This is a genomic window from Pseudoflavonifractor phocaeensis (assembly GCF_016901735.1).
In the GTDB taxonomy this organism is placed as follows: Bacteria; Bacillota; Clostridia; order Oscillospirales; family Oscillospiraceae; genus Pseudoflavonifractor_A.
The window spans coordinates 50,940-70,194 of record NZ_JACLZC010000008.1 but is presented as its reverse complement, the minus strand read 5'-3'; the positions used below and the strand labels follow the sequence as shown (position 1 = coordinate 70,194).

Here is a 19,255-nt window from a genome sequence, read left to right as displayed (position 1 = left end):
CCCTCCGCCCGGGCCGCGATGGCCGCCTCCCCCCAGTCGTACTTGACGTGATAGGTGTGGCCGTGGCACAAAAAGAGCTTGCGCCCCTCCAGCGTTACGTGGAGCTCCTCCGGCTCGGGCAGCCAACCGTCGCAGTTGCCCCGCACCAGATCCAGCGGAATGTCCGGGAATGCCTCCCGCAGCGTGTAGGCGTCCCGCACCACATCCCCCAGATGGAGGATGCGGTCCGGCTTGTGCCGCTCCACCAGCTCCATCATCGTCTTGGTATTGCCGTGGGAGTCGGAAAAAACCAGAATTTTCATACCTTCACCTTTTCCCCTTCCTGCACATAAACTGAACTGGACCGGAAGGGCATGGATGCCCTCTTCCGGGCATATTCTGAAACGGATGGAGGGAACCGCTATGGCCAAAGACGCCCACGACCCCCTGAAACATCTGCGCGGCAATCCCGATGCCGCCGCGCTGCTCTCCCACCCCCAGGCGCTGCGCGACCTGCTCCGCGCCCCCGAGACCCAGCGGCTCATGCGCCTGCTGGAATCCAAGGCCGGTCCCGCCCTGCAGCAGGCCGCGGGAGAGGCCGCCAAGGGCAATCCGGACGCCCTCAAGGGCGTGGTGGAGCAGCTCATGGGCTCCCAGGAGGGCGCCCAGGCGGTGGAAGCGCTCCAGCGCCGCATTCCCAAGTCGTAAGCCGCCCCGGCGGGCAGGAGGAGCACCATGGCCGAATGGGAGGAAAAACTCAATACCATTTTGGGCGATCCGGAGGCCATGGGCCAGATCATGGCGCTGGCCCAAAACCTGGGGCTGTCCGCCTCCCAGCCGGAGGCCCCGCCGCCGGAGGAGAAGCAGGAACCCCCGCCTCCCGACGACCGGACCGGAGACAGTCCCGCCCAACAGATGGCCGCGGCGCTGGGGTACGCCCACGATAAGCGCGACGCCCTTCTCTCCGCCCTACGTCCCTTTTTGAAGGAGGAGCGGCGGGAGACGCTGGACCGGGCCATCCGCCTGGGCCGTATGGCCCGTATGGCCGGCACCGCCCTCCGGCTCTTCCAGGCCGACGGAGAGGAGGAGGACCGTGTATAACCGCTACATTCCCCAGTCCGCCTCCTTCACCCCCGTGGAGCCCCGGGAACAGGCCAAGGAGGAGAAAAAGGGCCTTTCCTCCCTTCTCTCCCTCCTCCGACCCAAGGACGGGGATGCCGGCGATCTGCTCCTCCTGCTCATCCTGCTGCTGGTGCTGCTGGACGGGGAGGACAACGAGCTGGTGCTGATTTTGGGTCTGGCCCTCTTTCTGGGGCTCAAGTGAGGCTCTGGACGCCGCTCTGGTGGAGGACGGTGCCGTCCGGCAGGGCAAATACCGTGCCCTCCGCCACCGGACGCTCCGCCGCCGTGGCCGTCATGGACAGCACCACGGTTCCCCCTTCGGTCAGCTCCGCCGCCGTCAGAAGGCCGCTCTCCACCGACACCCAGTACCGGGCGCTGTGGTCCGTCCCCTCCCCCACCGCCACGTAGATGCACTCCAGCCCGTCCTTTACCTGGTAATCCGCCTCCTGGATGTCCGCCGGGTCCAGGCTGAGTACGTCCTCATAGGTGGGGATGCGGGCGCCGTCCACATCGGCGCTGTGGCCGTCGGCGGGGGCGCTCAGCCAGCTCTGTCCGCTGCCGTACCACCAGTAGACCGTACCCTCTCCCACCACGCTGTGCCGGCTGACGCCGCCGGGCAGGCTGGTATCGGTCTTGGTCCAGCCGCCGTCCACCCATTGGCTGGAGTGGATGCTGCCGCCGCCGGTATAGGTCACGATGATCTCCCGGTAGTAGCTGGAGGGGCGGGACAGGGTGGCAATGACGTTCTGCACCGTCTGGGGGGTCACCTCCACCCGGATGACGCCGGAGACCGTGGGGCCGCTGGAGGGCGTGGGGGCGGCGCTGGCGGTGACGGGCGGCAGGGTGATGACCGGCGTGGCGCTGAAAAAGTCCACGGCAAAGCTGGAGAACACCGCCACGGCGATCACCAGCGCAATGAGGATCACCATAATATTCCGGTTTTTCCGCTCCATATCCCCTGTCTCCCCCCTAAAACGTCAAAGAGGCCCGCTGCAAATCGTGCGTGCGCACAATCTTGCGGCGGGCCTTGGAAGTTGCTTATTCCTGCGCCGCGCCAAAGGGAGCGGGCGGGTCGTTCCGCAGGCCGAAACGCCACTCTATGGCGTCAGCAATGCGCCGGCAAGCCTGTCCGTCCCCGTAGGGGTTGACGGCGTGGGCCATCCGGCGGTACGCTTCCGGCTCGGTCAGCAGGCGATGGGCCATGGTGTAAATGGTCTCCTCCTCGGTGCCGGCCAGAGCCACCGTGCCGGCAGTCACCGCCTCGGGGCGCTCGGTCTCCCGGCGCAGCACCAGCACCGGCTTGCCCAGGGCGGGGGCCTCCTCCTGGAGTCCCCCCGAGTCGGTCATCACCAGATAACACCGGTCCATCAGGTTGTGCATCTCCTCCACGTCCAGCGGGTCGATGAGGTGGATGCGGTCATGTCCGGCCAGATACTTCCCGGCCGCCTCCCGCACCACCGGCGAGAGATGGACCGGATATACCAGCTCCACATCGGGATGGTCCTCCGCCACCCGGCGCAGGGCGGTCATGATATTGGTCATGGGCTGGCCGTAGTTCTCCCGGCGGTGGCAGGTCACCAGGATGATCTTCTTCCCGGCGTAATCCAGCTGGTTGAGAAGCTGGGTGGAAAATTGGAAGTCAGGACGCACCGTGGTTTTCAGGGCGTCAATCACGGTATTGCCCGTAATAAAGACCCCGTCGGTGATGCCCTCTCCGGCCAGGTTTTTGCGGTTTGCCTCAGTGGGGCAGAAATGGAGGTCGGCAATGTCCCCCACCAGGGTGCGGTTCATCTCCTCGGGATAGGGGGAGTATTTGTCCCAGGTACGCAGGCCCGCCTCCACATGGCCCACCTTCACCTGGTGGTAGAACGCGGCCAGCGCGCCGGCAAAGGTGGTGGAGGTGTCCCCGTGGACCAGCACCAGGTCGGGCTTGGCCTCCTCCAGTACCTTGTCCATCCCCAGCAGGCATTTTGTGGTGATGGTGGACAGGGTCTGGCGGGGCTCCATGATGTCCAGGTCATAGTCGGGCTTGAGCCGGAAAATCTCCAGCACGGCGTCCAGCATCTGCCGGTGCTGGGCGGTGACGCAGCACAGGGCCTCGATTTCCGGCCGCTTTTGCAGCTCCTGCATCAGGGGGGCCATTTTGATGGCCTCGGGGCGGGTGCCGAAAATGGTCATGACACGAATGCTCATGATTGCTCCTCCTCTCCTTGCTCCTTCTCTTCCGTCTGTTCCTCCTGGGCCCTATGGCCGCGGGTGTTGAAGTAGATGAGTCCGCCCACCGCCCCCGCCAGGCACAGGGCAAAGAGGAGCAGCATGGCCCGAAGGGCGCTGATGGTAGTGAGCACCACGGCGCACAGGCCCAGGATGGTGGACACCACATAGAGCACCGCCACCGCCTGCTTCTGGTTCAGGCCCATATCGATGAGGCGGTGATGGATGTGGCTCCGGTCGGCGTGCATGGGGCTCTGACCGTGGGCAATCCGACGGATAAAGGCAAAGCAGGTGTCAAAAATGGGCAGTCCCAGCATCAGGAAGGGCACCACAAAGGAAATCAGGGTGTAATACTTGAAAAGCCCTTGGACCGACACCACGCCCAGCACATAGCCCAAAAAGGTGGAGCCGGTGTCCCCCATAAAAATCTTGGCGGGGTTGAGATTGTAGGGCAAAAAGCCGATGCAGCCGCCGGCCAGGGTGGCGGCGATGACCGCCACATTGGGCTCGGCCACGCTCAGGGCGATGACCAGCATGGTCATGGAGCTGATGGTGGACACGCCGCAGGCCAGACCGTCCAGCCCGTCGATGAGGTTGACGGCGTTGGTCACCGCCACGATCCACACGATGGTCACCGGAATGGCCAGCCAGCCCAGCTCCCAATAGGGCTCGGCGGAGAAAATATTGGGGTTGGAGATGGTGTCGATATGGTTTCCGCTGATGACCGCCACCGAGGCGGCCACGATCTGCACCAGCAGCTTGGGCAGGGCGGGCAAGGCGTAAATATCGTCAAAAATCCCCAAAATCACAATGATGACCGCGCCCAGCAGCATCCCCTGGATGGGACGGCTCAGGCCGCCGCCGGGGACAAAGGGGAAGAAGATCAACACGCTGAACAAAAAGCCGAAGAAAATGGCCAGTCCGCCCATGCGGGGAATGGGATGGTCGTGCATCCGCCGCCCGTCCTTGGGCACGTCCACCGCGCCCCACTTCTGGGCCAGGTCCTTGACGATGGGGGTGGTGATAAAGGAAATGAGGAGCGCGGCAACCAGCGCCGCCGCCACGATCCCAATGGTCTCGATTGTCATGAACTGTCTGCTCCTTTACGGGACGGGCCTCAGGGGGCCACAAAGCCCACCTTTTTGTACACTTTGCGCAGGGTCTTGTTGGCGATATAGGACGCTCTCTCCGCGCCGGCCCGGTAGACCTGCTCCAGATAGGCCTTGTCGGCGATGAGCCGGGCCGCCTCCTCCCGGATGGGACGCAGGGTCTCCACCACCGCCTCGCCCACGGTGGGCTTGAACACGCCATACCCCTTGCCGTCAAACTCCCGCTCGATCTCCTCATAGGTCTTGCCGGTGCAGGCGGCGTAAATGTTCATCAGGTTGGCCACGCCGGGCTTCTGCTCCCGGTCGAAGCGGACGCACCACTGGGTGTCGCAGTCGGTGACCGCCCGCTTGAACTTGCGCATGATGTCCTCCGGCTTCTCCATGAGGAACACGCAGCCCTCGGGGAGGGACTTGCTCATTTTGGTATCCGGGGCGTTGAGGCTCATGACCCGGGCGCCGGCCTTGGGGATGTAGGGCTCGGGGATCTTGAACACGTCCCCATAGACATGGTTGAACCGCTGGGCCACGTTGCGGGTCAGCTCCACATGCTGCTTCTGGTCCTCGCCCACCGGCACGAAGTCGGGCTGGTAAAGGAGGATATCCGCCGCCATCAGGGCGGGATAGGTGAAAAGGCCGCCGTTGATGTTGTCGGTATGCTTGGCGCTCTTGTCCTTAAACTGGGTCATGCGGGAGAGCTCGCCGAACATGGTGTAGCAGTTGAGCACCCATCCCAGCTGGGCGTGCGCGGGGACGTGGGACTGGATGAAGAGGGTATTCTTCTCCGGGTCCAGACCGCAGGCGATATACTGGGCCAGCTGCTCCACGGTGCGGCGGCGCAGGGCCGCCGGCTCCTGCCGAACGGTGATGGTGTGCAGATCGGCCATGAAATAATAGCAGTCAAACTCCTCCGACCGGGTCCCCCAGTTGCGGATGGCGCCCAGGTAGTTGCCCAGGTGCAGGTCGCCGCTGGGCTGGATGCCGGAAAGCATGACTTTTTTCTGATTTTCCATAGGGAAACACCTCTGATATGTGTTTGTTTCTTCTTTCGGGATTCCATAGCAGTATATCATATCCGTTCCCGCTTTACAATCCTTCCCGGCGGATTTCCCCGCCGCAAGGAGATAAGAGATAAGAGATAAAAGATAGGGAAAGCGGTCAGTATGGAGGAAGGTCTGCCCGTATAGTTGGATGGCCCATCGCAGGGGCGACCCTTGTGGTCGCCTGCCGGCGATTGCCGCAGTCTCAAAAGAGGAAGCCCCCGGCGCCGGACCGGATGGCTCGGCGCTGGGGGGCTCCTTGTCATTCGACCGTCACTGGACGATCACAAAGCGGACCTTACCGCCGTTCTGCGGGCTGTTGTCATAATAAACCGTCAGTTCTTCCGCATAGGCCCGGGCCAGCTCGAAGCGGGCATAGCCGTCCTCTCCCTCGAACCAGTGGCCGGTGGTCTCGTTGTAGCACCAGACCTCCCGGGAAATGGGGAAGATCTCGCTCCCCACCCGCAGGGTGTGGTTGTCCGGGTCATAGTCGGCGCGGGTGACCCCCTCGGCCTCGGTCAGGCGGACATAGCGGCCCAGCTTCTGCTCCTCCTTGATGGTCTCCAGAGAGGCGGCGATGCCGATGAGCTCGTCCTTGCGGAACTGCGTGCCGCAGACCAGCTGCTGGGACTGGCTCTCCGTCCCGTTCCCGTACCGCACGGACACATGGGGATTGTTGGTCTGTATCGCCCCATAGGAGTCGGCGGCGGGGGTATAGACCGCGAAGCCGTACTCGTACTGATCGCCGGTCACGTCGTCAAAGACCAGCACGCTGTATCTGCCGCTGTAATCCTTGGCGGCGTAGAGGATCTTGGACGCCTCCACGGTGTGGCGGGTCAGCTGGTCATACTGGATCTCCGCCGTGGGACCCCGTCCCACCCGCTCAAAGAGGCGGACGTTGGGGGAGAGGGGTACGCCGTCCAGCGTCCGCCCGTCCACATCCAGGCTGCCGGTCACCGACGTGCCGCCGGCCAGCTTGCTGAGGTTCAGCTTGCCCGCGCTGGTGGACGACACCGTCACCAGCTGCCCCACCATCTCGGCGGCGGCCTTTTCGCTCAAGCTGACCGCGCCCCGGAACACCACCTTTTCTCCGTCGGCATTCACCAGATCCACCAGAGGCGCCACCTCGGCGGCGCCGCCTTCACACTTCTGCACCACGCCCACGGTGGTGGACTCGGCCATGTCGGTCCCCACCGCGCCGGCCACCTGGCCGCCGCTGGTGAAGAGCAGCGTCACGGTATCGCCGGGCCGGAAGGCGGACAGATCCGCCGACGCGCCGGGCAGCACGGTAAATTCCTGCCCCAGCATGGTCACGCGGGAAGGTGCGGTGGGATTGGGATAGGCGTTTTCATAGCGCCCGGTGAGCCGCTGGTCGGAGACATAGAGGATCTTGGCGGCGCTGTCGTAATAGGCCACGTCGTACCGCCGCAGGTCGGACACCGAGGCGGGCACGCCGTTTTTGTAGATTTTGGCCTCCGGGTCGCCGCCGGTGAGGGAGGCGAAGGGGTTGGAGCCCTCCGGGTCGGCATAGGCCACCATAACGTCGCCCTCCACCCGGGCGGCGGAGGAGAGGTAAATATAATCCAGCTTGCCCGCCGGTCCGTAGCACAGCAGCATGGGGGTGCCGGTGTAAAGATAGCTCCACACCTTTTCAAAGGTGGTGGCCGCTCCGTTTTTCCACACCAGGGTCTCGGGCAGCACGGTGATCTTCTCGCCGCCGGCGGTGATGTAGTTGGCGTCCACCGTGCCCGAGACGCTCACCCGGCGGATGTCGTCGTCCTCGTTGGGCAGAAGGGTGAGGAATTTCCCGTCCTTATCCTGCACCATCTCGCCCCGCACCCCCAGCAGCTGGGTGGAAAGCCCGGTGCGCTCGGTCTTGGGGGTCAAAAGCTCGCCGCCGGCGGCGGACAGGGTAATGACCGCCTGACTGCCGCTCTCATCCAGGGAGAGGAGGGTCACGTCCTCGGTGATGCTCCCCCCCAGCTTGCTCACCAGATAGCAGCTGTCGCTCCCCTTGCCGTTGGTGAAAAGCAGGTTGCGGAAGAGCCGGGCGGTCTGGCCCCGGGTGATGGTGGCGCCGCCGGAAAGACCGGTCAGACCGTCGGACAGGCCGCTTTCCGCCGCCAGGGACAGATACCCGTCGTACCAGGATGCCCCCGGCGCGATGTCGGCGGCGGAGTAGCCCAAAATACGGATCAGGATGGCTACCGCCTCGCCGAAGGTGATGGCCCGGTCAGGGGCAAAGCTGCCATCCCCCACCCCCAGGATGAGCCGGTCGCCGGCCCCGCTCCCCTCGCCGGTCCCGGCCAGGTCGCCGGCGGTGGTGAGGGAGGCCGCCAGGTTGATATACCCTCTGCCCCAGTGGCTGGGGCCCACGTCGGTAAAGATGGTGCGCCCCCGCTGGGCGGGCTCCATGTCCCGTTTGCCCAGGATACACACCGCCATTTTACAAAATTCCGCCCGGCTTAGGGTGCCGGAAGGGCGGAAATAGGTCCCGCCGGTGCCGTCCACCACCTCCAGCAGACGGAGCAGCTCGGCGGCCTCCGCCACGTCCGGGTCCTGGATGTCGGTAAAGCTCCCGCCCTGCGCCGCCGTGGCGGGCAGCAGCAGCAGGCTCATCAGCAAAGCCGCGGCCAACAGCCCGGCCAGAATTCGTTTGCAATGCTTCATGTTCTTCTCTCCTTTGCGCGTTGCTTACTCCGCCCGCAGGGCTTCCACCGGCTGGAGGCCGCTGGCCTTGACGGCGGGATAGAGGCCGAAAATGACGCCCAGTACCACGGAAAATCCGAAGGCCAGAAGGGCCATGGGAATACTGGGGGTCAGGCTGCTGTCCTGTAAGATAAATTTCCCCGCCACCATGGTGCCCACATAGCCGATGCCGATGCCCAGCAGACCGCCGATGCCGCAGATCACCGCCGCCTCGATGAGAAATTGGGCGATGATGCTCCGCCGTTCGGCGCCGATGGCCTTGCGAATGCCGATCTCACGGGTGCGCTCGGTGACGGTGACCAGCATGATGTTCATGATGCCGATGCCGCCCACCAGCAGGGAGATGCCGGCGATGCCGCCCAGCACCATGGCCTGCATGTTGCTCTGCTCCTGGATGGAGGCGGCGGAGGAGTTGTCGCTGCGGATGTAGTAATCGCCCACGTTGGAGTAGCCGTCGGCGTTCTTGGGGAACATGGAGCCCAGAAAGGCGTCCAGCTTGGTCATGGCCTTCACGGTGGCGCTGGCGCTTCTGGCCTTGACCACAAAGGAATTGATGGGACTGTTCTGGTTGAGGCTCCGGTTAAACGTATAGGGTAAGAGGACGATATTGTCCAGCTCCGGCCAGTTTTCCAGGTCCTTCCGCTCGTACCACCCCACCACCAGGAAGGGCTGGCCGTTGATGGTGATGGTCTCTCCCACCGGGTCCACAAAGTCGAACAAGGTCTCCTTCAGCCGTCCGCCCAGCACGCAGACGTTGTTGGCGTTCTGAATGTCCAGGTAGGCCAGCTCCCGCCCGCTTGCCAGGGTATAGTTGTTGCAGGCCCCGTACTGGTCGGAACCCAGCACCACCTGGAGCATATCCTCCCAGTTCTCCCAGTTCTGGGTGGAGGCGGTCTTGGTCTTGTATTTCACCGTCATATTGTTGTATACCTGGATGTTGGGCGTCACGCCCACCACCAGATCCTGCATCCCCAGGCAGTAGTCATAGAGATCCTCAAAGATGGTGTTGCTGCCGTCGCTGCTGTAATAATAGTAGGCGTCCACGCTGATCTTGTTGCTTCCCATCTTCTCAAAGTATTCCATGCTCTTTTTGTTCTGCCCCTGGACCACCGACACCATGATGACCACCGACGCCACGCCGATGATGATGCCCAGCATGGTGAGAAAGGAACGGGTCTTTTTGCAGGCAATGGATTTGAAGGCCATTTTGAAGGCTTGCAGCAGATTCATGTCCAGTCCACCTCCTGTGGCGCGTCAGAAATGATCTTCCCGTCGGAGAGGCGCACCACCCGTTTGGCCGTGGCGGCGATGCCCTCGTCGTGGGTGATGAGCAGGATGGTGTTCCCCTCCCGGTAGAGGTCCCGCAGAATCTCCAGCACATGCTTGCCCGTCTTGGAGTCCAGGGCGCCGGTGGGCTCGTCGGCCATGATGATGGGCGGATGGGCGGCGATGGCCCGGGCGATGGCCACCCGCTGCTGCTGGCCGCCCGACATCTCGCTGGGCCGGTGGTGGGCACGGTCGGCCATGCCCACCTTCTCCAGGGCCTCCATGGCCATGTCCTCCCGGTCCCACACCGGAATGCCCCGGTAAATCAGGGGTAGGATCACGTTTTCCAGGGCGTCCAGCTCCTGGATCAGGTTGTAGCCCTGAAAAATGAAGCCGATCTCCCGGTTGCGGATGCGGGCCAGCTGCCGGTCGCTGAGACCGGTCACGTCGGTGCCGTCCAGGAAGTAGTCCCCATAGGTGGGGATGTCCAGGCAGCCCAGCACGTTCATCAGGGTGGATTTGCCCGAACCGGACTGGCCCACAATGGCCACAAACTCCCCCCGGTCGATCTGGAGGGTCACCCCGTCCAGGGCCCGCACCTCGCTCTCCCTGCCCTCGTTGTAAATTTTATAGAGGTCCTTGATGTCAATGAGCATACCGACACCTCTTTTATCAATAGCCGGAGCTGGAATCGGTAACGGTGTAGTTCACAAAGACCGTCTGGCCGGCCTCCAGGCCGGATTTGATCTCCGCGTTCTGGTTGTCGGAGATCCCCGTCTCCACCGGCACCGGATAGTAGCCCTCCTCCTCGGTGGGATAGGTGCGCTTCTGCCCCTCCTGAGGCTCGGGCAGGTTCAGCTCCAGGGCCTCGTCCGGCTTTTCCTCCGCCTGGACAAAGACCACGGTGCAGGCATTGCCGTCCTTATCGGTCACATTCTTGACGGCGCTGCCAGGAATCATGACGCACTCGTCCGACTGGCTGGTCACAAAGGAGTAGTTGAGCCACGCGCCCTCGATGAGGGAGCCGTCGGCGTTATCCACCGTCAGGGTGACGGGGAAGTTGGTCATGCCGTTGCCGCTCTCGGCCTTGTTCATGTCGATGGAGGTGACGGTGCCCACATATGTGGTGCCGTTCCAGTCCAGATCCACCGTGTCTCCCGGCTTGATGAAGGAGATGTTCAAATCGTCCACGGTGATGTTGACCAGCATGGTGGTGGTGTTGGAAATAATGATGACCGTGTCGCCGCTCTTCACCTGGGCGCCCTCGGTGAGGGTGCAGGCGGTGATGACCCCGTCAATGGGGGCGGTGGCGTTGAAGTTGGACAGGGCCTGCCGGGCGGTATTCAGCGCCTCCTGGGCGGTGGAAATTTCCTGCTGCTTGGCCCGGATGGCGTCGTCGATGGTGTCCGAGCCCAGGGTGAGCAGCACGTCTCCCGCCTTCACATTGGCGTAGTTGAGGAGATTGGCGGTGCGGACCGGACCGGAGGCCTTGGTCAGTACCGCCTGGCTCTCATAAAAGGCGATCTGACCGGCGGCGTAGGGATAGGCCACGCTGCCGTCGGCCAGGTGGATGGAGGCGGAGGCCTCCATGCCCTCGGTGAGGGTGCCCGGGTTATCAAAGACCACCACCACCTCAAAGTGGACGGCGCCCTCCGGCGTGATGTACGACACCTTGTTGATCTTCTCCACCGTGCCGGTGTAATCCTGCATCATGGAGGTGAGGCTCACGGTGGCGCTCTGTCCCACGGCGATGCTGTTTTCATAGCCGTAGCTGAAATAGAGGGAGAGCTTCAGCTTCTTGTCGTTGACCAGAGTGGCGATCTGGGTGCCCTCGGATACCTGCTGGTCGGCGCTGAATTCCTGCACATTGATCAGCTTACCGGAAAAGGGCGCCCGTACCGTCAGGTCGCCCACGTCCGCCTGGAGCTCGGCCAACTCCTGATTCAGGGTATTCACCTTTTCCTGGGCGTCGGTCACGGCCTTTTCCGCCGTCTCACTGTAAATGGTATAGAGCGGCTGGCCGGCGGTCACCCGGTCTCCCGCCGCCACGAAGAGCTCCCGCACCTCGCCACCCTCGGTGAGGGTAATGGCGGCGCTCTCCTTGGCCTTGGCACTGCCGCTGCCGTCGGCGGTGCTCTTGATGGAGCCGATCTCGGCGGGCACGGCGTAGATCTCCCCCTGCTCCACCGGCTCCGGACGGAGCACAAAATACCACAGGCCGTAGCCGCCGCCCCCTAAAATGGCGGCCAGTACCACCAGGGTGATGATGGTTTTGATGATTTTTCCCTTTTTACCCTTTTTGCGCGCCTTCGGCGGCGGATTGAACTTGGGTGCGATCTGCCCGGCAGAGGTCGCGGGCGTTTTTTCTTCCGTCATGCTTCTTCCTCCTGTTCTCCGGACGGCGTTTTTTGGGGTCAGGCGTGCCGTCGTACCGTCGTTATTTCACATGATATTATAACATGGGCAGCAGGGCAGATATTTGCAAAAGGGTGACAAGTTCTTAACAAACCCTTAAATTTCCTCACAATAATTCTGTGTCTATTTTTATTTAGACGTATCTGTCCACCAAAAAGTTTCTAAAAAGGGAAAAATTTTTGCGGGCGGCCAACGGCCGCCCGCAACGCTCTATTATTGTATGACCACGTTTTCCTCGCCCAGCAATTCCCGCAGCTCCTCCGCCAGCACCGGATGGATCTGGCAGGGCTGAGGCGGCGACCAGAGGCCGGTATCCTCAAACTTGGCTTTTAAGGGCTCCCTGCCGGGGAACATGAGCAAAATCAGCTGAATTTTCCGCCAGCGCGGGTCCCCCTGGCTGGGCAGACGGAGGAAGAGCTTCTTCCCCTGCTGCCGGGGGGATGCCTGGGCGGCGGAGGGCTGCCGGGCCGCCTGGTCCAGGGGCCACACCCGGTCGCACATGAGCTGCGGGGCCTTTTCGTCCCGCACCGAGAGCCGGCCTTCCACCGCCGCCGCCTGGTCCTCCCGCAGGAGGGCGCCGTACTCCCCCAGCACCCGGGAAAAGACCAGCAGCTCCATGGCGCCGCTGTCGTCCTCCAGCGTCACATAGGCCATGAGGCTGTTGTTCCGGGTGGTCTTGGTTTTCATACTGGTGATGATGCCGGCGAGGATCACCTTCTGCCCGTCGGCAAAACGCTGGGGTCCCCCCTCGCCTGAAAAATCCGCCAAAATACCGCCGATGGGCGACGCGCCCACAGACCGGGCGGCGGTCCGGTACTCGTCCATGGGATGGCCCGAGAGGTAGAGGCCGGTGGTCTCCTTCTCCATGTTCATCTTTTCCCGCTGGGAAAATTCGGGGATGTCCTTCAGGCGGAGCTCCGGCGGGGTGTCCTGCCCGCCGCTGGACCCGCCAAAAAGGTCGAACTGTCCCTCCAGATTCTTGCGCCGGTTTTGGGCGATGGCGTCCACCAGACCCTCATAGGCGTCCAGCAGCTGGCTGCGCCGGTGGCCCATACAGTCAAAGGCCCCGCAGCGGATGAGGCTCTCCAGCACCCGCTTGTTGAGGTCGTGGTCAAACATCCGCTGGCAGAAGTCGGGGAAGGAGCGGAAGGGACCGTTTTTCTGCCGCTCGGCCACCACGTCCCCCACAAAGCCCCAGCCGATGCCCTTTACCGCCGCCAGACCGAAGCGGATGGACCCGTCCCGGGCCACCGAGAAGCCGCCCTCCGACTGGTTGATGTCCGGCGGCAGGACGGGAATGTCCCGCTCCCGGCACTCGCCGATGTATTCCGCCACCTTGTCGGTGGAGTCCAGCACCGAGGTGAGGAGGGCCGCCATATACGCCCGGGTATGGTGGTACTTGAACCAGGCCGTCTGATAGGCCACCACCGCGTAGCTCACCGCGTGGGCCTTGTTGAAGGCGTAGTTGGCAAAGTCGTAGATTTCGTCGTACACGTCCTGGCCTACCTGCTCGGGGATGCCCCGGGCGATGCAGCCGGGGATGTTCCGCTCCGGGTCGCCATAGACAAAGGTCTTGCGCTCCTTCTCGATCTGGTCCTTTTTCTTCTTGGAAATGGCCCGGCGCACCATGTCGGCCTGGCCCAGAGAATAGCCGCCCAGGTCCTGGAAAATACGGATCACCTGCTCCTGATAGACGATACACCCATAGGTCACCTCCAGGATGGGCTGGAGCATGGGATGCTTATAGGTGATCTTCTCCGGGTTCTGCTTGCAGGCGATGAACCGGGGGATGGACTCCATGGGGCCCGGGCGGTAGAGGGCGATGATGGCGGTGATGTCCTCGATGTTCTGGGGCTTCAAACCCACACACACGCCGGTCATGCCCGCCGACTCCATCTGGAACACGCCGGAGGTCTTGCCGTCGGAGAGCATCTTGAATACCTCCGGGTCGTCGTCCGGGATGTCCGCCAGGGTGAAGCCGGGCTGCTCTCTGGCCACCAGTTTTACCGCGTCGTCCAGCACCGTCAGGTTGCGCAGGCCCAAAAAGTCCATTTTCAAAAGGCCCAGCTCTTCCAGGGTGGTCATGGTGTACTGGGTGACCACCGACTCGTCGTTCTTGGCCAGGGGCACATAGTCGTAGACCGGCCGGCGGGTGATGACCACCCCGGCGGCGTGGGTGGAGGCGTGGCGGGGCATACCCTCGATGGCCTTGGCGGTGTCGATGAGCCGCCGGACCATGGGGTCATTTTCATAGCTCTCCCGCAGCGTCTTGACCAGGCGCAGGGACTCGTCCAGGGTGATATGGAGATTCTGAGGCCCGCTGGGCACCTGCTTGGCCACCGCGTCCACCTCGGCGTAGGGCACGTTCAGCGCCCGGCCCACGTCCCGGATGGCGCCCCGGGCCGCCATGGTGCCGAAGGTGACGATTTGGGCCACATGGTCCACCCCGTATTTCCGCTGGACGTATTCGATGACCTCCTGCCGGCGGCGGATGCAGAAATCCACGTCGATATCGGGCATGGTAACACGTTCCGGATTCAAAAACCGTTCAAAATACAGATCGTATTTCATGGGGTCGATCTCCGTGATGCGCAGGCAGTAGGCCACCATGGACCCCGCCGCCGATCCGCGGCCCGGACCTACGGGTATCTCCTTCCCTTTGGCGTAGCCGATAAAGTCGGAAACGATGAGGAAGTATTCCACAAACCCCATCTGACGGATGACCCCCATCTCGTACTCCAGCCGCTGGAGATAGCCCTCCGGAGCGTCCGGATAGCGGCGGGCAAAGCCCTCCCGGCAGAGCTGCTCAAAATAGGCGTCGGCGTCGGTGCAGCCCTGGGGCAGCTTGAACTCAGGCAGGTGATAGCGCCCGAATTCAAATTCCACATTGCACCGGTCCGCAATTTTTCCGGCGTTTTCCACCGCCTGTGGATATTGGGGGAAGAGGGCCGCCATTTCTTCCTCGGACTTGAGATAAAATTCCTCGGTCTCAAAGCGCATCCGGTCCGGGTCGTCCACCGTCCGGCCCATCTGGATGCACATAAGGGTATCCTGGGCGGCGGCGTCGGTGCGGGTGAGGTAGTGGGCGTCGTTGGTCACCACCAGGGGGATACCGGTCTCCTCATGGAGCCGGATGAGCCCGTCGGCGGCCCGACGCTGGGCGGGAATGCCGTGGTCCTGGAGCTCCAGGTAGTAATTCCCCTCCCCAAAGATGTCCAGCATCTCCAGGGCGTGGGCCTTGGCGCCCTCATAGTTGTCCCCCAGAATGAGCCTGGGCACCCGTCCGGCCAGACAGGCAGAGAGGGCAATGAGCCCCTTGTGGTGTGCCCGCAGCAGGTCCATATCCACCCGGGGCTTGACATAAAAGCCCTCCACAAAGGACTGGGACACCATATAGGATAAATTCCGATACCCCTCCTCGTTTTCGCACAGGAGGACCAGATGGCTGGAAGCGGCGTCGTACTCGTGGACCCGGTCAAAGCGGGTGCGGGCGGCCAGATAGACCTCGCAGCCGATGATGGGTTTTACCCCTTCCGCCTTGCAGGCCCGGTAAAAATCCACCGCGCCGTACATGACGCCGTGGTCGGTGACCGCGACGGCCTCCTGTCCCAGGGCCTTCACCCGTTTGGCCAGCGCCTTAATCCGGCAGCAGCCGTCCAGCAGGGAATATTCGGTATGTACATGTAAATGGGCAAAGGACATAAAGCACCCCTTGTGTGAGATAAGAGATAAGAGATAAAAGATAAGAGATAGAAAAGGGCGGCGGTTTATCGGACCTGGATCTTCTGGCCGCACTCGGCGCAGTAGATTTCCCGCTTATGCTCAACGACATAACGATAGTTCACGGCGTAAAGGGGCGCCCCGCAGGCCGGACAGTTCAGCTTGGTTCTGCAATACAGGATGCACCCATACACAGGGAACAGGCTGATGAGAAATATCACCAGAGTCCAGGGTTTGTTTATCAAAAACGTTGGAAGGAAAAAGAAAATCAGCCACACCACCAGTACGATACCGGGAATGAGAATCCATTTCCGGTCAATGTATCTGATCTCATCCATAAAATAACCTCCCTAATCCGTGCCGCAGACGGTTTTGAGCAGGTCCAGCAGTCTGGGGCTTCCTTTCCGGATACCGTACCGCAGACAGAAAAACAGGATGGCCAGCGCCAGGAAAAGGAGGCCGGAAACCAGACCCAGCATCCCGTCCCCAGACGCCGCCATCATCAGAAAAAAGGCCGTAAAAAGCGCCAGATAGATGCAAAGGCCGGTGAGCCACGGCCACAGTCCCAGCCGGGCCGTAATTTTGCTGCCCGTCCCCTCCTGCTCCAGCCGGCCGAACAGGGCGCACACCGAGACCTTTCCCCAAGTGGTGGTGGCAACCAGGACAAACTCCCCGTTCTTTTTCCACCGGCAGTAAAAAGCGTTTCCCTTCAGACTCCGTTCCGGCGCGGTGTGGGCGTTCAGCCTGGCCCGCACCGTACCGGGCAGAAAAGGACTATGGAGAAGGACTGTCATGGGTGTTCACCTTCCTTGTACGGTGGAAGCGGTCAGCTGCGGGACAGCTCCACCAGCTTGCGCAGCCGGTGGTTGAGGCAGGATTTCGTCACCGGCGGGTCACAGAGGGCCGCCAGCTGGGTGAGGGTGAGATCCGGGTTTTCCACCCGCAGCGCCGCCGTGGTGCGCAGTTTTTCGGGCAGCTCGGCCAGAATCCCCCGCCGCTCCAGGGCGCGGATGGCCATTACCTGGTCCATGGCGGCGTCCACCGCCTTGTCCAGATTGGCCGCCTCGCAGTTCACCCGCCGGTTGACGCTCCCCACCAGCGCCTTTTCCGCCTTGGCGTTCATCAGTCCCATGGCGGCCAGCGGCGCGCCCATTTGAATCAAAAAGCCCTCTATGGCCTCGCTCTGCTTGAAGTAAGTAATGTAATTGGATTTCCGGGTGGTCTCTTTGGGCGAAAAGCCCGCCTCCTGCAAAAGGGCGGTCATCTCCCGGCTCACGTTATAGTGAGAGGTGGCCAGCTCCAGATGGTAGCGCTTGGCCGGGTCGGTCACCGCGCCGCCGGCCAGAAAGGCCCCCCGGAAAAAGGCCGAGCGGCAGTGCTCCTCCTCCAAAACGGCGAAGTTGATGTGGTGGGCCACGCTCTCCCGGGGGTCGTACCCGAAGGTCTGGAACAGCCGGGACAGCTTCTCCCGGTCCTCCAGCAAAAAGACCCGCTTTCCCCGCTCCCCCTCCGCCGGGCTCCGGTCAAAGCGCACCTTGAACGCCTTCTGAAAGAGCTGGGGCAGCCGGGCGGCAAAGGCCTCCGACTCGGTGACGATGCGCACCCCGCCGGCGGAAAAAGAATTGCAGTAGAGCAGCGCCCCGTAGGCCTCCGCCTGGGCGCAGCACCGCCGGGACAGCTCACCGCGGCACAGCTCCTCTTTGGTCTCCGACGCAAAGGACACAGCGTCCCCTCTCCTTTCCGTTAGTCCTCAAAAAATACGGGTGCTGGCCCGCTCCCGGTAGATGTCCAAAATGGCCTGGGCCAGACGGGCGGCGGAATGACGGGCATAGTCGGAGGTCTCGGAGGACACCGGCCGGGTAATGACCTCCACCCCCATGGCCTCGATCTGCTCTTTGTCCACCACGATGGGCGCCGCGTCCTCCTCCTTGTAGCGCTCCAGCAGCCCCGGGCGTACCGGCGCCGAGTTGCAAAGGCACATCTGGATGAGCCCCGGCCCGGAGTGCCGCAGCAGCGCCTCCACGTGTTCCGAGGCCGTCATGCCCTCCGTCTCGCCGTCCTGGGTCATGATGTTGCAGATGTACATTTTCACCGCCTTAGAAGCGCATACCGCGTCCGAGATGCCCTCCACCAGCAAATTGGGGATCACGCTGGTGTAGAGACTGCCCGGCCCCAGCAAAATGAGGTCCGCCTTGGCGATGGCGTCCAGCGCCGCCGGGAGGGCAGCGGGGCGCTCGGGCAGCAGCCGCACCGAACGGATGCGGCAGTCCTGCTCCTTTTTGAACTGAAAGATTTTTGATTCCCCCACCACCGACGTGCCGTTCTCAAAGGTGGCCTCCAGCTGCACGTCCGCGTTGGTCACCGGCAGCACCCGGCCGGTAATGGCCAGAACCTGGCTCATCCGGGCCACGGCCTGGTCAAAGGAGGGGGAAATGCCATTTAAGGCGGCCAAGATCAGATTGCCGAAGGACTGGCCGGACAGACGGCCGGAGTCGGCGGGAAAGCGGTAGGAGAGCAGCTCCTCCATCACCGGCTCGGCGTTGGCCAGGGCCTCCATGCAGTGGCGGATGTCGCCCGGAGGCGGCATCCCCAGATCCTCCCGCAGGGCGCCGGAGCCGCCGCCGTCGTCGGCCACGGTCACGATGGCGGTGAGATTGCGGGTGTGGTACTTGAGGCCGCGCAGCATGGTGGAAAGACCGGTGCCGCCGCCGATGGCCACGATGCGCACATCGCGGTCCCACCGGAGGTCGGACGGACTGTAAGGCAGGCTCATAAAGGTACCTCCATTGTCAATATTTGGTATCTGACCCTCACGCCCGGGTCATATCCCGGTGGTTTTCGCTGGCGTGATAGCCCTTGCGCCGTACAAATTCGGCCAGGGCCCGGGTGATGGCCACGGACCGGTGCTGACCGCCGGTGCAGCCCACCGCGATGACCAGCATGGTCTTGCCCTCCTGCACGTACTGGGGCAGAAGGAAGCCCAGCAAATTTTCCATATGGGTCATAAATTCCTGGGTCTGCTGGTAGCGGAACACAAAGTCCCGCACCGGCTCGTCCAGGCCGGTCTGATGGCGCAGCTCGGCAATATAAAAGGGGTTGGGCAGAAAGCGCACGTCAAAAACCAGATCCGCCTCAATGGGAATCCCGTACTTGAAGCCAAAGGAGATCACGTTGACGTTCATGGCCTGGTCGTTCTTCCCGTCGCCGAAGAGGCGGAGCATCTCCCCCCTCAGCTTGGCGGTGGAGAGGGCGGTGGTGTCCACGATATATTGGGCTCGCTTGCGGACCGGCGCCATGGCGGTCCGCTCCCGGTTGACCGCCTGGTCCAGGCTCTCCCCGTCCTTCATCAGGGGCGGCATCCGCCGGGTCTCCTTATACCGCTTGATGATGGTCTCGGTGCTGGCCTCCACAAACAGAATCTGATAGGCCACGCCCAGCTCCTCCAGATTTTCCAGCGCCTGGAAAAACCCTTCAAAGCTCTGACCGCCCCGGATGTCGCTCACCAGCGCCACCCGCTGGTAACGCCCCGGACTGGCCATGCACAGCTCGCCGAATTTGGGGATCAGGGGAACAGGCATATTGTCCACCACATAAAATCCCATATCCTCCAAAAAGGAGGCCGCTTTACTCTTGCCCGCGCCGGACAGGCCGGAAACCACCAAAAACTCCATGAAAACCTCTCCT

18 protein-coding genes are annotated in these 19,255 nt (G+C 62.7%); 3 read left to right on the top strand and 15 right to left on the bottom strand.

The window, feature by feature from the left end; translation table 11 throughout:
• The coding region (locus H7U37_RS03305; protein ID WP_204873576.1) for a metallophosphoesterase family protein at positions 1 to 302 on the bottom strand (302 nt) is incomplete at its 3' end.
• 100 nt (positions 303 to 402) lie between these two features.
• Between H7U37_RS03305 and H7U37_RS03300 the strand changes: the two genes are divergently transcribed.
• From H7U37_RS03300 to H7U37_RS03290, 3 genes are read left to right on the top strand one after another with little or no spacing between them, the layout of a single operon-like run.
• A complete protein-coding gene (locus H7U37_RS03300; protein ID WP_204873575.1) occupies positions 403 to 687 on the top strand; it encodes a hypothetical protein in 285 nt (94 codons plus the stop codon).
• Positions 688 to 714: 27 nt separating this feature from the next.
• The gene (locus H7U37_RS03295; protein ID WP_204873574.1) at positions 715 to 1,080 is read left to right on the top strand and encodes a hypothetical protein; all 366 of its coding nucleotides are present in this window, start codon (positions 715 to 717) and stop codon (positions 1,078 to 1,080) included.
• Entirely contained in the window at positions 1,073 to 1,303 is a 231-nt protein-coding gene (locus H7U37_RS03290) for a hypothetical protein (protein ID WP_204873573.1), read from the top strand. Before H7U37_RS03295 ends, H7U37_RS03290 begins: the two co-directional genes overlap by 8 nt.
• Here the strand turns inward: H7U37_RS03290 and H7U37_RS03285 are convergent.
• From H7U37_RS03285 to rapZ, 14 genes are all read right to left on the bottom strand, one after another.
• A complete protein-coding gene (locus tag H7U37_RS03285; protein ID WP_204873571.1) occupies positions 1,296 to 2,054 on the bottom strand; it encodes a hypothetical protein in 759 nt (252 codons plus the stop codon). The genes H7U37_RS03290 and H7U37_RS03285 overlap by 8 nt on opposite strands.
• 85 nt (positions 2,055 to 2,139) lie before the next feature.
• Positions 2,140 to 3,294, bottom strand: a complete 1,155-nt coding sequence (gene wecB / locus H7U37_RS03280) for a non-hydrolyzing UDP-N-acetylglucosamine 2-epimerase (protein ID WP_204873569.1) — start codon at positions 3,292 to 3,294, stop codon at positions 2,140 to 2,142.
• The gene (locus H7U37_RS03275) at positions 3,291 to 4,403 is read right to left on the bottom strand and encodes an MraY family glycosyltransferase (protein WP_204873567.1); all 1,113 of its coding nucleotides are present in this window, start codon (positions 4,401 to 4,403) and stop codon (positions 3,291 to 3,293) included. Before H7U37_RS03275 ends, wecB begins: the two co-directional genes overlap by 4 nt.
• A gap of 29 nt (positions 4,404 to 4,432) precedes the next feature.
• The gene (gene trpS, locus H7U37_RS03270; protein ID WP_204873565.1) at positions 4,433 to 5,434 is read right to left on the bottom strand and encodes a tryptophan--tRNA ligase; all 1,002 of its coding nucleotides are present in this window, start codon (positions 5,432 to 5,434) and stop codon (positions 4,433 to 4,435) included.
• 300 nt (positions 5,435 to 5,734) lie between these two features.
• Positions 5,735 to 8,131: an S-layer homology domain-containing protein gene (locus H7U37_RS03265; protein ID WP_204873563.1), complete on the bottom strand. Its 2,397-nt coding sequence runs from the start codon at positions 8,129 to 8,131 to the stop codon at positions 5,735 to 5,737.
• A 24-nt stretch (positions 8,132 to 8,155) separates the two neighbouring features.
• A complete protein-coding gene (locus H7U37_RS03260; RefSeq protein ID WP_204873562.1) occupies positions 8,156 to 9,400 on the bottom strand; it encodes an ABC transporter permease in 1,245 nt (414 codons plus the stop codon).
• Positions 9,397 to 10,092 (bottom strand): ABC transporter ATP-binding protein, encoded by a 696-nt coding sequence (locus H7U37_RS03255; RefSeq protein ID WP_204873561.1) that lies wholly within the window; start codon positions 10,090 to 10,092, stop codon positions 9,397 to 9,399. The genes H7U37_RS03260 and H7U37_RS03255 overlap by 4 nt, the downstream gene beginning before the upstream one ends.
• 16 nt (positions 10,093 to 10,108) lie before the next feature.
• Complete coding sequence (locus H7U37_RS03250; RefSeq protein ID WP_204873560.1) at positions 10,109 to 11,812, bottom strand: efflux RND transporter periplasmic adaptor subunit; 1,704 nt, start codon at positions 11,810 to 11,812, stop codon at positions 10,109 to 10,111.
• A 252-nt stretch (positions 11,813 to 12,064) separates the two neighbouring features.
• Positions 12,065 to 15,553, bottom strand: a complete 3,489-nt coding sequence (locus H7U37_RS03245) for a DNA polymerase III subunit alpha (protein WP_204873559.1) — start codon at positions 15,551 to 15,553, stop codon at positions 12,065 to 12,067.
• A 65-nt stretch (positions 15,554 to 15,618) separates the two neighbouring features.
• A complete protein-coding gene (locus H7U37_RS03240) occupies positions 15,619 to 15,909 on the bottom strand; it encodes an MFS transporter (RefSeq protein ID WP_204873558.1) in 291 nt (96 codons plus the stop codon).
• A 12-nt stretch (positions 15,910 to 15,921) separates the two neighbouring features.
• Entirely contained in the window at positions 15,922 to 16,365 is a 444-nt protein-coding gene (locus H7U37_RS03235; RefSeq protein ID WP_204873557.1) for a hypothetical protein, read from the bottom strand.
• A gap of 32 nt (positions 16,366 to 16,397) precedes the next feature.
• Complete coding sequence (gene whiA / locus H7U37_RS03230) at positions 16,398 to 17,294, bottom strand: DNA-binding protein WhiA (protein WP_204873555.1); 897 nt, start codon at positions 17,292 to 17,294, stop codon at positions 16,398 to 16,400.
• Positions 17,295 to 17,321: 27 nt separating this feature from the next.
• Positions 17,322 to 18,344: a gluconeogenesis factor YvcK family protein gene (locus H7U37_RS03225; protein ID WP_204873553.1), complete on the bottom strand. Its 1,023-nt coding sequence runs from the start codon at positions 18,342 to 18,344 to the stop codon at positions 17,322 to 17,324.
• Between the two features lie 37 nt (positions 18,345 to 18,381).
• The gene (gene rapZ, locus H7U37_RS03220) at positions 18,382 to 19,242 is read right to left on the bottom strand and encodes an RNase adapter RapZ (protein WP_204873551.1); all 861 of its coding nucleotides are present in this window, start codon (positions 19,240 to 19,242) and stop codon (positions 18,382 to 18,384) included.
• Positions 19,243 to 19,255 lie beyond the last annotated feature (13 nt).

Coding starts and splice junctions, on each gene's coding strand:
- H7U37_RS03300 (WP_204873575.1), top strand. CDS start 403: ATGGCCAAAGACGCCCACGACCCCCTGAAACATCTGCGCGGCAATCCC.
- H7U37_RS03295 (WP_204873574.1), top strand. CDS start 715: ATGGCCGAATGGGAGGAAAAACTCAATACCATTTTGGGCGATCCGGAG.
- H7U37_RS03285 (WP_204873571.1), bottom strand. CDS start 2,054: ATGGAGCGGAAAAACCGGAATATTATGGTGATCCTCATTGCGCTGGTG.
- wecB (WP_204873569.1), bottom strand. CDS start 3,294: ATGAGCATTCGTGTCATGACCATTTTCGGCACCCGCCCCGAGGCCATC.
- H7U37_RS03275 (WP_204873567.1), bottom strand. CDS start 4,403: ATGACAATCGAGACCATTGGGATCGTGGCGGCGGCGCTGGTTGCCGCG.
- trpS (WP_204873565.1), bottom strand. CDS start 5,434: ATGGAAAATCAGAAAAAAGTCATGCTTTCCGGCATCCAGCCCAGCGGC.
- H7U37_RS03265 (WP_204873563.1), bottom strand. CDS start 8,131: ATGAAGCATTGCAAACGAATTCTGGCCGGGCTGTTGGCCGCGGCTTTG.
- H7U37_RS03260 (WP_204873562.1), bottom strand. CDS start 9,400: ATGAATCTGCTGCAAGCCTTCAAAATGGCCTTCAAATCCATTGCCTGC.
- H7U37_RS03255 (WP_204873561.1), bottom strand. CDS start 10,092: ATGCTCATTGACATCAAGGACCTCTATAAAATTTACAACGAGGGCAGG.
- H7U37_RS03250 (WP_204873560.1), bottom strand. CDS start 11,812: ATGACGGAAGAAAAAACGCCCGCGACCTCTGCCGGGCAGATCGCACCC.
- H7U37_RS03245 (WP_204873559.1), bottom strand. CDS start 15,553: ATGTCCTTTGCCCATTTACATGTACATACCGAATATTCCCTGCTGGAC.
- H7U37_RS03240 (WP_204873558.1), bottom strand. CDS start 15,909: ATGGATGAGATCAGATACATTGACCGGAAATGGATTCTCATTCCCGGT.
- H7U37_RS03235 (WP_204873557.1), bottom strand. CDS start 16,365: ATGACAGTCCTTCTCCATAGTCCTTTTCTGCCCGGTACGGTGCGGGCC.
- H7U37_RS03225 (WP_204873553.1), bottom strand. CDS start 18,344: ATGAGCCTGCCTTACAGTCCGTCCGACCTCCGGTGGGACCGCGATGTG.
- rapZ (WP_204873551.1), bottom strand. CDS start 19,242: ATGGAGTTTTTGGTGGTTTCCGGCCTGTCCGGCGCGGGCAAGAGTAAA.